The organism is Actinomyces ihuae (assembly GCF_001457875.1).
GTDB lineage: Bacteria > Actinomycetota > Actinomycetes > Actinomycetales > Actinomycetaceae > Pauljensenia > Pauljensenia radingae_A.
This window is the reverse complement of the sequence record NZ_CZPX01000005.1, coordinates 778,464-791,880: the sequence shown is the minus strand read 5'-3', so window position 1 is coordinate 791,880 and position 13,417 is coordinate 778,464. Positions and strand designations below refer to the sequence as shown.

13 protein-coding genes and 1 tRNA gene are annotated in these 13,417 nt (G+C 57.7%); 1 reads left to right on the top strand and 13 read right to left on the bottom strand.

All coding sequences use genetic code 11. The annotated features are described in order from the left end of the window. Window positions 1-23: 23 nt before the first annotated feature. From trxA to BN3002_RS08170, 3 genes are all read right to left on the bottom strand, one after another. Entirely contained in the window at window positions 24-389 is a 366-nt protein-coding gene (trxA, locus tag BN3002_RS08180) for a thioredoxin (RefSeq protein WP_058237418.1), read from the bottom strand. Between the two features lie 161 nt (window positions 390-550). Further along, window positions 551-1,321, bottom strand: a complete 771-nt coding sequence (locus BN3002_RS08175; RefSeq protein WP_058237417.1) for a TetR/AcrR family transcriptional regulator — start codon at window positions 1,319-1,321, stop codon at window positions 551-553. Between the two features lie 114 nt (window positions 1,322-1,435). Continuing rightward, the gene (locus BN3002_RS08170) at window positions 1,436-1,924 is read right to left on the bottom strand and encodes a (deoxy)nucleoside triphosphate pyrophosphohydrolase (RefSeq protein ID WP_307781422.1); all 489 of its coding nucleotides are present in this window, start codon (window positions 1,922-1,924) and stop codon (window positions 1,436-1,438) included. 77 nt (window positions 1,925-2,001) lie between these two features. On the opposite strand from BN3002_RS08170, the gene BN3002_RS08165 reads away from it, so the two are divergent. After that, window positions 2,002-2,075 (top strand) — tRNA-Gly (locus BN3002_RS08165). A gap of 149 nt (window positions 2,076-2,224) precedes the next feature. Here the strand turns inward: BN3002_RS08165 and BN3002_RS08160 are convergent. The 10 genes from BN3002_RS08160 to BN3002_RS08115 all read right to left on the bottom strand — a co-directional run bounded on the left by BN3002_RS08160 (window position 2,225) and on the right by BN3002_RS08115 (window position 13,409). Beyond that, complete coding sequence (locus BN3002_RS08160) at window positions 2,225-3,616, bottom strand: ABC transporter ATP-binding protein (protein WP_048707901.1); 1,392 nt, start codon at window positions 3,614-3,616, stop codon at window positions 2,225-2,227. Beyond that, window positions 3,613-4,299, bottom strand: coding sequence for an energy-coupling factor transporter transmembrane component T family protein (locus BN3002_RS08155; protein ID WP_005395771.1), 687 nt, complete (start codon window positions 4,297-4,299; stop codon window positions 3,613-3,615). Before BN3002_RS08155 ends, BN3002_RS08160 begins: the two co-directional genes overlap by 4 nt. Then, the gene (locus tag BN3002_RS08150; protein ID WP_058237416.1) at window positions 4,292-4,888 is read right to left on the bottom strand and encodes an MptD family putative ECF transporter S component; all 597 of its coding nucleotides are present in this window, start codon (window positions 4,886-4,888) and stop codon (window positions 4,292-4,294) included. Before BN3002_RS08150 ends, BN3002_RS08155 begins: the two co-directional genes overlap by 8 nt. 36 nt (window positions 4,889-4,924) lie before the next feature. Then, a complete protein-coding gene (locus BN3002_RS08145) occupies window positions 4,925-6,673 on the bottom strand; it encodes an ABC transporter ATP-binding protein (protein WP_058237415.1) in 1,749 nt (582 codons plus the stop codon). Next, entirely contained in the window at window positions 6,670-8,457 is a 1,788-nt protein-coding gene (locus BN3002_RS08140; RefSeq protein WP_058237414.1) for an ABC transporter ATP-binding protein, read from the bottom strand. The genes BN3002_RS08145 and BN3002_RS08140 overlap by 4 nt, the downstream gene beginning before the upstream one ends. Before the next feature lie 85 nt (window positions 8,458-8,542). Beyond that, a complete protein-coding gene (locus BN3002_RS08135) occupies window positions 8,543-10,120 on the bottom strand; it encodes a recombinase family protein (protein ID WP_048707915.1) in 1,578 nt (525 codons plus the stop codon). Then, window positions 10,117-11,367, bottom strand: a complete 1,251-nt coding sequence (locus BN3002_RS08130; protein ID WP_048707918.1) for a recombinase family protein — start codon at window positions 11,365-11,367, stop codon at window positions 10,117-10,119. The genes BN3002_RS08135 and BN3002_RS08130 overlap by 4 nt, the downstream gene beginning before the upstream one ends. Window positions 11,368-11,413: 46 nt before the next feature. Further along, window positions 11,414-11,623, bottom strand: a complete 210-nt coding sequence (locus tag BN3002_RS08125) for a hypothetical protein (RefSeq protein WP_048707921.1) — start codon at window positions 11,621-11,623, stop codon at window positions 11,414-11,416. 512 nt (window positions 11,624-12,135) lie between these two features. Beyond that, window positions 12,136-12,951, bottom strand: coding sequence for an N-acetylmuramoyl-L-alanine amidase (locus BN3002_RS08120; protein ID WP_048707924.1), 816 nt, complete (start codon window positions 12,949-12,951; stop codon window positions 12,136-12,138). Beyond that, window positions 12,948-13,409, bottom strand: coding sequence for a phage holin family protein (locus BN3002_RS08115; RefSeq protein ID WP_048707927.1), 462 nt, complete (start codon window positions 13,407-13,409; stop codon window positions 12,948-12,950). The genes BN3002_RS08120 and BN3002_RS08115 overlap by 4 nt, the downstream gene beginning before the upstream one ends. Window positions 13,410-13,417: the final 8 nt, after the last annotated feature.

Here is a 13,417-nt window from a genome sequence, read left to right as displayed (position 1 = left end):
GTTCACGCGTGAGTGCGAAAAGCCTACTGGTTCTTCTGCTCTGCGATCTTGGCGCGCACATCATCCATGTCGAGGTTCTGAATCTGAGTGATCAGATCCTCCAGCGCGACTGCCGGCAGAGCGCCGGATTGGCGGAAAACGGCAATACCATCGCGGAAACCCATCACCGTGGGGATTGAGCTGATCTGCATGGCGGTGGCCAGTTCCTGCTGCTGATCGGTGTCGATCTTGCCGAAGACGATGTCCTCGTGCTTGTTCGACGCTTCTTCGAAAACAGGGCCGAACTGCTGGCACGGTCCGCACCACGTTGCCCAGAAGTCGACCAGGACAATGTCATTGTCCTTGATTGTCTGCTCGAATGTCTCTTTGGTCAGTTCAACAGTGCTCATAGGGCCTCCCATCATGAGTGGTCTACGGTCGGTCCGCAGCCTTTCACCTATCTCAACTGTGCTGTATGCACGATTATTCCATGACTGGAGCAATCAGGCTGTGAAGATCCTCGCCTCACTGTGAGTCAGGAAACTCGTGCTGAGTGGCCGTATTGTGAGTATCAGCCGTGCGCAACAGGGCAGCGCAGTATCGCGAGAGAATCGGTGCTGCCGGAGGTTTGCGAGTGTGCTCGTTCAAGCTGCTCAGCTGGAGGCAGGGAAACTTCATCGGCCGCCACACCGATCGCTCTGAGAATAAACGCCACGACGGTGCCGATTGTGGCTTCTCGGGCATCGGTGCGGCTCGCGGCATCCTCGTCGCTTCCTGCGCGCGCGTTGTCAGGCGCATCTGCCGGTGAGTCTGCAGGCGAATGTGTCGGTACTCGCACGCCGGCCAGACATGAGTGAATCAGCGCAACCAGCGTCAACAAGTTCTGCTGTGGAATGCGCCCCTGTGCCATTGCTGCTTCCAGGATGTGGAGCAGGATATGCTCAACGATTCCGGCGTGGTCATGGAGGCGGGCAGTGTGCTGTGACGATACCTGCTTGCTCAGCGTGATGCTCGATGCGAGATGAAACTGATCTTTGAGATCGAGATAGGAGCGCAGATATACGGTGAGTTGCTCGATCGGATCGTCAATTCCGGCCAGCTTGTCCCTGAGGAAGTTAGCGAACTTGGCGGTGGCATCCTCCATGAATGCCAGCAGCAGAGCTTCCTTGTCGCTGAAGTGGTTATACACGGCAGTTCGACCCACTTCGGCACGTTCGGCAATCTGTGCCATGGTGATGGCATCGAACGGTTCTTCGGACAGCAGTTCTGACAGGGCAGTAAAAAGTCGGCTGCGAGTCAGCTCGCGATGAGCCGCAAGAGTCGATCCAATAATCTTCGGCATAATTGTATTCTGACAGAAGCGTACTGTGTGTCGTCAAATTATGTTGAAATCTGCTGAGTGCGCGAATAGCGCGGTGCCAGCGGAAAATGAGAGCGGGGATTCACCCGTGTCGGTTCATGCGCACTGGTCAATGATCGCCTGCACGATTGGAAAATCAGGATCCAGCCAGTTCAACCTCAGCGCTTCCTCGAGCGGAACCCATTGAATACGCTGATGGGAGGATCCAGCTCGCGGCGCCTTGGAACCCGGCGAGACCTGCGCCAGCCACACGGCCATTGTGCGTGTCCCAAGGATCGGCCACCATCCGTCGAGCGGTCCTGCGACCTGGGCGCCCAGTTCAATAGTCGTCCCTAGTTCTTCACGCACCTCACGGACGAGGGCATCCATCGCGTTCTCACCTGGCTCCACTTTTCCGCCGGGAAGTTCGAACCGGCCGGCCAACTCGGGTGGATAGGAGCGTGCCGCTGCCAGGAGCTGGTGGGGCCGGTCAAGACTGTCGACGATTGCTGCGCCCACGACGGGGCGTACCGGTTGATGCTGCGTGATGGTCACGGCCTCTATGGTAGGCGTAATGCGTGTGGCGCGATTTGCGTGGGTGTCCACTTTGTGTTCTGAATTGGTGTTAGCGCTCGGAAACAGTTATCATCGTGAAGCGTCTTTGAGAAGAAAGTGACGCCATTGCGGGCGTAGTTCATCGGTAGAACGACAGCTTCCCAAGCTGTAAAGGCGGGTTCGATTCCCGTCGCCCGCTCCACTTAGACGTCGAAAATGATAAGTACCCTTTTGCGTTAGCGAGTATGCCCCAAGGGGGTCAAGAAATTCCCTTCCGTTAGCGAGTGTGTAGCGCGTTTGCTCTGACCTGCAGAAACGCTTTCCTCTCTTTCGACTGAGTGAGCGTTTGCGTTAGCAGGCGTTGATTTGGTCGAGGCGGACGCTATGGTTGGCGGCTTCGGTAACGAGTTCAGCGTCGTGGGTGATGACGATGACGACGGCACCAGTGTCAGCGAGTTTGCGCATCACTTGTGAGATCGCGACGAGGTGCTTGTAGCCCACACCTGATGTCGGCTCGTCGAAAATGTAGACCTTCTTGTTCGCAGCAAGTGCTGTGGCGATGACAAGGCGTTGGCGTTGCCCACCAGACAGCGCTTGCGGATGATCGGACTCGTGGTCGGTGAGGTCGAGTTCTTTAAGGATCGCGTGGGCGTCGATGTGTTGTTTTTCGACTCTGGTTGCCCCGAGCGTAACTTCGTCAATGACTGTGTCTGAGAATAGCTGCCGGGTGGGGTCTTGCATGACAAGGTATGCGTCCCGGCTGGCGAATTTTTGCCCATTGAGTGTGATGGATGCACCTTTGGCTTTTTCGAGTCCGCAGATGATGCGTGCCAGTGTTGATTTTCCTGACCCGCACGGGCCTAACAGTGCGGTGATTTTCCCTGCCGGGAAGAGCAGATGGCCGATGTTGAGAACCGGGTTTCCGTGGCGGTAGGCGAAGGTGAGGTTGTCAATCTCAAGCCCATCTCCTGCCGGTTCCGGAAGTTGTGGCATAGGCACAGTCACTAGGGATCGCAGCCCAAGCTGTTTACGCTCCTCATCTGGCATGGCATAAAACTCCTCGCCGGTTGCGGTGAGGGCGATGTTGCCTTTGTCGAAGCAGTAGACACGGTCAGCAATCTCGGAAAGGAAACTTAGCCGGTGTTCAGCAATGATGATGGTGTGTCCATCGGTTTTGAGCATGGCGATGAGTGTGGCGAGTTGGTCGATAACGTCAGCGGACAAGTTCGCGGTCGGTTCGTCGAACACGATCAGCGACGTGTTGTTGCACATGGCGACGGCGCAGGCCACGCGTTGCATCTGCCCACCCGACAGTTGTGTGACGCGGGATTCCAGCAGGTCAGCGATACCTAACTCGGCTGCAACCTCGTCAATGCGCACACAAATCTCTTGAGGGTCGCGGCCGAGGTTTTCTGGGCCGAAGGCGAGTTCTTGGCGCACGTGGGTGGTGTAGAACTGGGTGCGCGGGTTTTGAAACACTGTCGAACAGTGGTGGGCAAGCTCTGATAGGTCTGCTCGTGCCACGTCAATGTCGTCGACTGTGACGGTTCCGGTGAGGTCGCCGTCGTGGAAGTGCGGGATGAGCCCGTTAAACAGCCGTAGCGCGGTGGTTTTCCCCGACCCTGACGCGCCACACAGCAAGGTGACGGTTCCAGGTGTGATGGTGATGGTTGCGTCATTGATTGAGGGGTGGTCTGCTCCCCGATAGGTGAAGGTGACCCCAGTTGCTTGGGCTGTTGTCATAGGGTGATTCTCCATATCGCGAAGCTGATAACGATGAGCAGAATGACCGCGTCGATCACACGGAATTTCACGACCGTGACTGAGGTGGGCTTTGCGGTTCCGCCCAGTCCGCGTACAAGGGCGGCCGATGCCAGTTCGTCTCCGCTGCGTACCACGGTCGATAGCAGCGGGATTGTGAAGTACTGGGCCGAACGCAGGGAAAGCGCGGACATGCCGCGTAGTTTCATGGCATCTGAGATCGCTTTAACCTCGTGGCCGATCACGGGCAGCACACGTAACGCGACTGAGATCGGGATCGTGAAACAAGTCGGGATCCGTGAGCTGGCGAGTGCTTTTTGCAAGGTGGCAGGTCGGATCACGCCGATCGCGTAGGCTCCCATTCCTGCGCTGACACTGAATCGCCACATCCACTGCAAAAACAGCACGAGGAACGCGCTGGCCGTTGACTTCCACACCAGTGGTATCACGAAGACGAGTGTGCCGAGAGCCGCAAACGTGGCCAGGTAGACGGCCACCCAGCTCGGGCGCACGAGCGTGTTGGGGTTGATCGTAGCGCTCGCCAGCATCACGGCGGCGAATCCGCCCAGAGCACACACGAACCACGGCGAGTAGGCACTGTAGATCGTGGTGGAGACGATGACGAGCGCTACGATAATCGTGCGCGGGTCGGGAAGTTTAGACAAGACCGGCCCGTTCAAAGTGTTTGCGCGCCACTCGGGTTCCCAACAGACCAGCAAGCCAGCCAACGATGAGCATCACGACGAAGAAGCCCAACAGAATCGGAATCGTGACAACCTGCGCCATCTTCGCGGCATACTCGGCACCCATTTGTTCGGCGATCTGCGACATATATGCGTCTTGGTTCATAAATAGCGGCATCCACGGGGAAACATAGATTGGCAGGATAAACAGTGCATATGCCAGCGGGACACGAACTTTCACGTTCTTCGGCCCCTTGGTGATCACCAAGTCAGCGAGCAGGCCGAACACAGCGGCGATCGCGATTCCTCCCACCCAATGACCCGTTACGAAGAAGAGGGCTTCGATGAGGATCAGCATGATGGTCAATGCCCCCATCTTCGGAGTGCGGGCAGTAAACAGCGCGAACACGGTGCCGTTGACGAGAATGGAGAGTAAGAAACCGGCATACATGGCAGCCGGAATGAACCCGAGCATTCCGAATGCAAACACGATGACAAACATCAAAGCGGTGAAGACGCCGATATTGATGAAGTCGCGCGTGTTTAGGCGCGAGGACGTGGGTGTGGACATAGTTATTCCTTTCATGATTGTGAACAGTGCTGTGTTTTAGACGAGTTGCCATCCGGCGGCGTTGATGCGCTCTTGCCAGAAATCGCGGTATTGACCTGGCTGGTTGACCAGCTCGTCGTGGCACCCGCGCTGGGCGATACGCCCACCGTGGGAGAGCACAATGATTTGGTCAGCTTGGCGAATGGTTTCAAGTTTGTGGGCGATCACGATCAGTGTGGAGTGCCTGCGTAGCTCGTTCATCGCCGCAACAATGTTGGCTTCATTTTCCGCATCCAACGCGCTGGTGGCCTCATCGAACAGCACAATTGGGGCTTTCTTCACCAAGGCGCGGGCGATAGAGACGCGTTGGCGTTCCCCACCTGACAGTGCGCGCCCGCCAGCACCCGCCAATGAATTCCAGCCGTCTGGGAGCCGGTTGACGATTTCCGTCACGCCCGACAGGTCAGCCGCCCACCTGATTTCTTCATCGGTGGCTTCTGGGTTGCCAAGGCGAATGTTGGCCTCGAGCGTGTCATTGAATAAATAGACGTCTTGGAAGACCAGGGATATCTGGCGCATCAAATCTTCGGTGGTCTGCTCGCGCACATCAACCCCGCCAACGCGTACGCTGCCGGACTGCACATCCCAGAAACGTGCAACCAACCTCGCGATTGTGGTTTTTCCGCAGCCGGAAGGGCCAACCAGGGCACACATGCCGCCTTGCGGGACATGGAAGGAAGTATCACGGAGAACCGGGGTGTCCGGATCGTAGCCGAAGGCGACGTCCTCGAAACGAACATCACCAGGAGCGCTCACCGGGGTGGAGACATCGGGTTCGGACAGTTCGGGAGCGTCCATGACCTTGTCGACGTGATTCATCTGCTGGCGGCGTTCTTCCAGCCCGGTCATGCAGCCACCGATGTCTTGGAGCATGGTGGTGAACCGCAGGCACATGCCGATGGTGACCACAGCGTTCAACGCATTCATCTGCCCGCCGAGGGCGAGTTGGGCGGTCAGCCAAATCATTACCACGACAAGGGCTTGGACGAACACTCCGTTTATCAGGTTCGCTAATGTTTCGATCCACAATGCTTTGCGGCTTTTGCGGTCAGCCTGTTTGAATGCCCGATCAAGGGCCGGGTAGTCATCGGCGACATGGCAGGAGCGCAGCGCGCCTTGGCAGGTGGCGAATTCGACCATGCGAGCCGCCAGCTCCGATTCTGCTGGTTCGGAAACCTGCTTGCCCTTATCGAGAAGCACACGGGAGATATGAAGGAAGGCGAGCATGATCGGGAAGGCGATCGTCAAGGTCAGTCCCAGCCGCCAATCCCAGAACCACGTGCCCACAGTGATCACCAGCACGGCTGAGAGTTTTTGGACGAGGGAAAAAATGAAATGTGCCGCCGACTCACCCAAGTTCATCATTTCCTGGGTGACCATGCGCGACAGCCGTCCAGAACTACCCGAATCGAACACTCCCAACGGTAGGCGGGCTACCTTGTTGCCGACCGCTTGGTGTACGTCGTGAATGAACCCGAGGGCCCCGATATAGCCGGTGCGCATGCCATAAAACTCCGTGCCCACGCCCAGCACCGCGATTACCGCCAAGGCGATGAGCCATCCCCAAAACGATAACCCCCACACCGGCATTCCGGTCGCTAGGGCACTTGCTGCGGGAAGCAGAGTCAGCAGGGCAAAGCCGTGACACAGTCCTGAGACCGCACCCCACGCTTGACCGACCGAGAGGTCTCGCCACGAGGCGGGTTCCATCAAACGCTTAAAGCGTGGCAGCAATAGTTGATTCATCGTGTCATCTCCTCGCATGCACCTTGGGCAAGAAGTGCCTGATAGTGCGCATTACCCACCAGCTCGTCGTGTTTACCGACCACAGCAATGCGCCCGCGTTCCATGACGACGATTTGGTCTGCCCCTCTGATCGAGGCCAGTCGGTGGGCGATCACAATCACGGTTCTGCCTTTGGCAAGAGTCGAGAGAGCTTGTTGGATTTTCGATTCCGATTCCGGGTCCGCCATCGCCGTCGCCTCGTCCAACACCAACACTGGGGCATCAACCATGAGCGCCCGGGCGATCGCGATACGGGCTGCCTGCCCGCCCGAAACGTGGGTATCCTCACCCAACACAGTGTCGTAACCATCTGGCAGGCTCATGATGAACTCGTCGATCTGCGCCGCCCGCGCCGCCTGCCGCACCTGATCCAAGGTTGCGTCTGGCGCGCCTAGGGCAATGTTGTTGTGGATGGTGTCGCGAATAAGCTGTGCATCTTGCAGGACGAATGCGACCGTCGAATACAACACATCCTGGGAAATGCTCTTTAGATCAACCCCGCCAATAGTGATCGTGCCAGCGTCCGGGTCATCGAAGCGGGCAATCAAACTCGCCAACGTCGACTTTCCCGCACCCGAAGGCCCAACCAGCGCAGTCACCGTCCCCGCCGGAATTCTCAGGCTCACCTCGTCTAACGCTTGGGTCTCGTCATAGGCATACGACACACCCCGAATCTCAATATCATGACCCTTTGGCGTCTGCGGCGCATCGGGCTGACTCAACGCCGGTAGCTCCATGACGTTCACCAACCTCACTGCCGCAGACCCTGCGAGCTGGTACGACCAGGCGATGGTTGCGATTGCCATCAACGCTCCCGGCAACACCAAGGCGATCAACGTGGTCGTTATCACCTCGTAGATGCTCACCCAACCGGCGTTCATCATCAACGCGCCACCGCCAAGGTTCACGATCAACAACACCGGGATCGACACCCACGAAAATGAGGCGACCGACATCGACACCAGCGGCATACACCACGCCCGGTAGAACTTAGAAAACTCGTTAGCTGCATCTAAATAGGCTTTATGTGCTTGGCCGACCTTGCCGAACGCTTTCACCACTGAGATACCGGCAACGAACTCGGCCATCGTTGCCGAAACCTGAGCGAGCTTGGTGTCCATTTGCGCGGTCTTCTCATTCATCCCACGCATCGACATGCCATACATGCCCACATAAATCGGAATCGTCGCAATCGACAGCAGAGCGAGCCGCCAATCCACCACGAACGCATAGGCCAACAAGGCGAGCGGGGATACGATCGCGTTCAGTTTCTCAATCGGCCCGTGCGCAATCACTGTGTGCACCGTGGCCGTATCATCCTGAATGGTCTTGCGGATCTTTCCCTCACCCTCGCGGGTAAACCACGACAGCGGAGCAGTCGACATGCGGGCGGCAATCTGGCGGCGCATTTGATTACGCAACGACAGGTCAATAAAATGCGTCACGCCCAATGCAACAAAATATAAGGTCAACCGGGCCATGTATGCGCTGACGAGGAGCATCACGATCCAGTTCACCCGCGCCGGGTCCACCCGGTCTTGCATCAGCGCAGCTCCCAGCTCCACCAAAGCCACATAGGGTGCGATAGCCAACACACCAGAGGCGAACGCTAAGACCTGCGCGACAAACAGTTTGCCTTTCACTGGCTGCGATAGCTGACGGATCGCGTTCTGGCCAGCGACAGATTTTTCCTTCGCCGACCCATACTCGCCTTCAACAACCTGATCCATTACAATATCGTCCACGCAAACACCATCCTTATTAGATAAGGGTAACCTTACTTTATTTCTGGGAGGTGTACCTAACCGTGCACGTCAACTGATATGAGCATCACCCTTTCAGGGCAATCCTCACCTGTTCACCGGTGCGGAACACGAACCGGATCCCGTCCTCGTCTACGATGGCGTGGTCGATGAGAGCGCTCCACTGTGAGGGGCGGAACTCGCTCACAGGTTCGCCCGTGAGATCGTCGAGGGCTGTAGTCACGGCCGCATGTTTGGCTGTCTTTGCTGTGATGTCGGCTTCGAGGCTTGTTTTACGTGCGAGTGTCTTACGGTAGGCAGTATCGAGTTCGGTGTACTTGTTTTGGTAGGCGTCCTGGTCGAGCGCGCGTTGCTGGTTTTCCGCAATCAGCGCCTCGATTTGCTCGGTCAGCTCCACGATTTTCGCCTGGCAGGCGGCGGCCTGTTCTTCCAACCTGCTCGTATCGAACATGTCGCCAAGCACCTGCGGTAGCTGGCTTTGCTGCGGACGGCAGGCGATCAGTTGATTGAGCGCTTGGACGAAAGAATCCTTGATCTGCTCGTCTTTCACCGTCGCGCTGCTGCAGGGATGTTCGTCTGTGTATTTGTGGTTGCATTGCCATACTGTGTATTTGTATTTCGTGTTCGACGCCCACGTCTTACGCCCATACCACGCCCCACACTGAGAACATTTCAGCCTGGTGGAGAACAAGCCGACTTTCGCTGACGATATGTTGCCATGCCTGGTGGCGAGTTCGTATTGCACCTGATCCCAGATGCGCGGTTCGATAATTGGCTCGTGATTGCCTGTTACGTAGTATTGGGGCACTTCACCCTCGTTGACCTTCATCTTCTTAGTAAGGAAATCGGTGGTGAACGTCTTTTGAAGAAGGGCGTCGCCCTTGTATTTTTCGTTGGACAGGATGGAGCGCACTGTCGAGGTTGACCACACTTCTTTCCCGCGCGGGGTGAGAATCTTGCGGGCAGCGAGCTCGGTTTTAATCTCACTGATCGCCATCCCGTCAAGGAAAAGCTGGTAGATCAACCGCACGGCCGGAGCCTGCGTCTCGTCAATGACGAGGCTGCCATCCGCGCCTTTCTTGTATCCGAGTAGGGATTTGTAGGGAACCATGACTTTCCCATCGGCAAAACGTTTCCTGTGCCCCCAGGTCACGTTCTCGGAGATCGAGCGGGATTCTTCTTGCGCCAAGCTCGACATGATCGTGATCAATAGCTCGCCTTTGGCGTCGAAGGTGTAAATATTTTCCTTCTGAAAATAGACCTCGACACCTGCATCCTTGAGCTTGCGCACGGTAGTGAGCGAGTCGACGGTGTTGCGAGCAAACCGGGACACACTCTTGGTGAGGATCAGATCGATTTTACCTGCCAGGGCGTCATCGATCATGGTTTGGAAACCTTCGCGACGTTTCATAGAGGTGCCAGAAATACCTTCATCGCAGTACATGCCCGCGAACTGCCAATCATTACGTGAGCGAATATAGGTGGTGTAGTAGTCAATCTGAGCCTCGTAGGAGGAGGTTTGTTCTTCCATCTCGGTAGAGACGCGAGCGTAGGCGGCGACCCGCCTGCGTGCCGGTGCGCCAGATGAGGCTGTGAGATTCCCAAGTTTCTTTGTTGCGGGTATCGCGGTGACGGTGCGGTTCATGCCAGCCTCCCCTCACTGGTTAACCCCACTGGTGTCATGGTTCCATCCGCGAGGTGGAAGGTGAGCTGATGCTCGAAGGCCTCGATCATCACGATCTGCTCGCCAACCTGGACGGGGTCGAAACCCTGGGTGCCGAGCATGTCTGCGCAGGCTTGTTCGAGGAGTGTTTCGCGCAGGTTGTGCCCCCTACAGGGATTGCCGTTCCCGGTGCAGGCACTCCAGCAGCGCCAGAACTTGTATGAGGTTCCAGACTTGTAGGTGCGGGTTTTGCGTTGATAGTTCTTCCCACACGCGCCGCAGCAGATCCGCCCGGTGAATACGCCCGTGTTCTTTGACGGAGTGGCAGCCGGGCCCGCCTCACGCCTGTGCGCGATTTCTGCTTGCACCGCGTCAAACATCGCCTCATCAATGATCGCTGGGAGGGCTTGCTCGACCCAGTATCGCGGCAGCTCCCCGTCGTTGAAGGAGCGTGTGGGTGCTTGGATTGTGGGGCGGTACATTTTCTGTAGCATTTGGCAGCCCTTGTACCGCTCATTTTCGAGCATGCGACGAAACACGGATCCGTAGAACCGTCCCCCTCCCCGAGAGCGTTTACCTTCAGCATTGAGCATCGTCGCGGTTTTCTCCGGGCTGATCCCATCGAGATAATTGGCAAACAGTAAGCGCACGATCTTGGCTTCTTCTTCGACGATGGTGAACTGGCAGTCTGCCCATTGGTATCCATAGACAACGAAGGAGTTCGTGCCCCCGCTCTTGTACCGGTTGCGGATCGCCCATTTGACGTTCTGGGATAGTGAGCGTGATTCTTCTTGGGCGAACGAGGCCAGCAAGGTTAACAGCAGTTCCCCGTCAGCGCTAAGGGTGTCGATCTGTTCGCGTTCGAATCGCACGGCCACGCCCAGGTCTTTCAGCTCACGGACCGTAGCGAGCAGATCGACAGTGTTGCGGGCCAGGCGTGAGATCGATTTACACAACACAATATCGACAACCCCACTCCTGGCTGTGTCCATCAGGTCGGCCAGGCCTTGCCGGGATTTCGTTGACGTGCCAGTAATACCCTCATCGGTGAACACGCCCGCATAGGCCCATCCGGGCGTGGACTGGATCAGGCGCGAATAATACGAAACCTGCGCCGATAGGGATGCTAACTGCTCGACGGCGTTGGTTGAGACCCTCGCGTATGCCGCCACGTTGACCAGTTTCGGGGTCGGCGGCCGAACTGGTGTCACCACACTGATGTGTGCCACGTTTTCTCCTTTCGCGTTAGGTCTATACACGCTCTAAAGGCGGTGTTTATCCAGTCGTTTCGCCCACAATCTGTGGTTGATAGATCGGCGTCCACGCCTTCCATAACAACCGGTGAGCACGCTGATACTCTGCGGGTGTGAGCACGCCCCGCCCCGCCAGCACGCTCAACGTGTGAGAGTCCGTGATGAAGGCGAGTTCTCGGGCGAACACGTCAGGCTGTGTCATCTGATCAACCCGAGCCGTGAGAGCGTTCATGGTCGTCCGCCCCTGGTGCCAAAGCGAGCACGCACATAGCAGGCGTGACAGCAAAACTTTTGACCTGGTTTGTCCACGATCGCGAAGCGGCGTCCGCAGTGCGTACAGGTCTGCTCGCGCACAGGCTCGGTTTTCTGTCGATGCCGCCACGCTTTATGCCTGCAGGCGGGCGAGCAAAACCGAGCCCGAGCCCCTCCCTGTATAGGGCTGGCACACCACTGACACACGCGCTCGACCATCACCGGAGCGGCGTCAAGGTTTCGGGTTGTGCAGTACGAGCGGACCTGGTCACGAGTCAGGGCGCAAAACTCGGCAATCGCTTTATACCCCCAGCCCGCCGTGCGCAGGTTGCGGATACGTTGTTCATCAAGATCATTCACAGTGGGGTCACTCCCTTCACCCCACTGCCGACAAACCCCCGATTGTTAAATCCGTCCATGAAACGACGAAAAGCCCCGCCACCACCCATGACGGGTAGCAGCGGGGCTAAGTTTCGCCGGAGCAACGTGGGGTTAGTAGCCGAGCTTGGCATTCACGCGCGCCTGAACAGCGGCGTAGAGGTTGCCCAAGCGGCGCTTACGTTCCTCACCATTGCCATAGTCGCCACGGATCACGGCGTCGGCAAGCGCGTCAATGTTGGGCCCTGCTGGCTTCGCGGCAGGTGCGTTGCCAGAGAGCTTCTCGTTCACGCGAGCCTGAACAGCGGCGTAGTTGGCTCCGAGGCGGAGCTTACGCTCCTCCCCGTTCCCGTACTCGCCGCGAATCACCGCGTCGGCGAGGGCGTCGATGTTCGGTGCTGCAGGAGCGGGTGCTGGTGCGCTACCGCTCATCTGGTCATACCAAGACTGTGCGCGGGACATGTAGGCGGCATGCTGGGAACCAGCCAACGATGCCGGGCAAGCCGTGGCAGAGAAGTTTTTGTGCCCGAAGACGTTCTTGCCCCACTGGGGTCGGCCAAGGCCGTAGAACTTGCAGATCGCGGCGACGAGGTGTGCTCCGTTATCGAGGCACGCCTCCGACACAGCCCACGGGCTGGAGCTCACGTCCGCATGCTCGATGCCGATACTGGTGGTGTTGGCGGCAAAGTTGCCTGCATGCCAGGCGGTGTCGCGATCCCATACGAGCTGGCCGATTGTGCCGTCGGTTTGGACTTGGTAGTGGGCGGAAGCTGGACGGGTTTGCCACACGTCGTAGCAGCCCCTAATGGTGAGGTTTCCGGCGTTGTGGTGGATGATGACCTTATCGATGCGCCTGCCGTTGCGGCCGGGTGTGTAGTGTGTGTTCATGATGAGGTCGATGTCGGCCTCGAGCGCGAGCCAATTCTTCATGACTGGTTCTCCTTTGTATTTTCAGTGGTTGTTTCGGTCAGTGAGGGTCTTGTTTCGGCGCGGTTGGCGATCGCATCGAGCGCCCCACGCATTTGGGGTGGGACGGGTAGGCCGAGGCGGGTGGCGTTTTCGACCAGGGAGATGCCTTCGTTGGATAGGTAGAAGAAGATGACCGCCGCACGTAGCACGCCGGGTGCTCCGAGAATATGGACGTCGATGAGGTGGGCGAGGCCGACGAGGGTGAAGATGAGGATTTTGCGGCTGATACCCCTAAAACCGACGGATGAGCTGAGGCGGCGCTCGTTGATGGCGGCCAGCACCCCGGTGATGTAGTCGGCGATAGCGAAGACGATCAGCGCATAGACGAGGCCGTCGAGCCCTCCAAGATAAGCGGCGAGCCACGCACCAATACCAGCGATGCCGGTTTGGATGGCGTGCCAGATGGCGTGTAGAGACATGAGAATGA

Coding starts and splice junctions, on each gene's coding strand:
- BN3002_RS08115 (WP_048707927.1), bottom strand. CDS start 13,409: ATGTCTCTACACGCCATCTGGCACGCCATCCAAACCGGCATCGCTGGT.
- BN3002_RS08160 (WP_048707901.1), bottom strand. CDS start 3,616: ATGACAACAGCCCAAGCAACTGGGGTCACCTTCACCTATCGGGGAGCA.
- BN3002_RS08175 (WP_058237417.1), bottom strand. CDS start 1,321: ATGCCGAAGATTATTGGATCGACTCTTGCGGCTCATCGCGAGCTGACT.
- trxA (WP_058237418.1), bottom strand. CDS start 389: ATGAGCACTGTTGAACTGACCAAAGAGACATTCGAGCAGACAATCAAG.
- BN3002_RS08150 (WP_058237416.1), bottom strand. CDS start 4,888: ATGTCCACACCCACGTCCTCGCGCCTAAACACGCGCGACTTCATCAAT.
- BN3002_RS08145 (WP_058237415.1), bottom strand. CDS start 6,673: ATGAATCAACTATTGCTGCCACGCTTTAAGCGTTTGATGGAACCCGCC.
- BN3002_RS08120 (WP_048707924.1), bottom strand. CDS start 12,951: ATGAAGAATTGGCTCGCGCTCGAGGCCGACATCGACCTCATCATGAAC.
- BN3002_RS08135 (WP_048707915.1), bottom strand. CDS start 10,120: ATGAACCGCACCGTCACCGCGATACCCGCAACAAAGAAACTTGGGAAT.
- BN3002_RS08125 (WP_048707921.1), bottom strand. CDS start 11,623: ATGAACGCTCTCACGGCTCGGGTTGATCAGATGACACAGCCTGACGTG.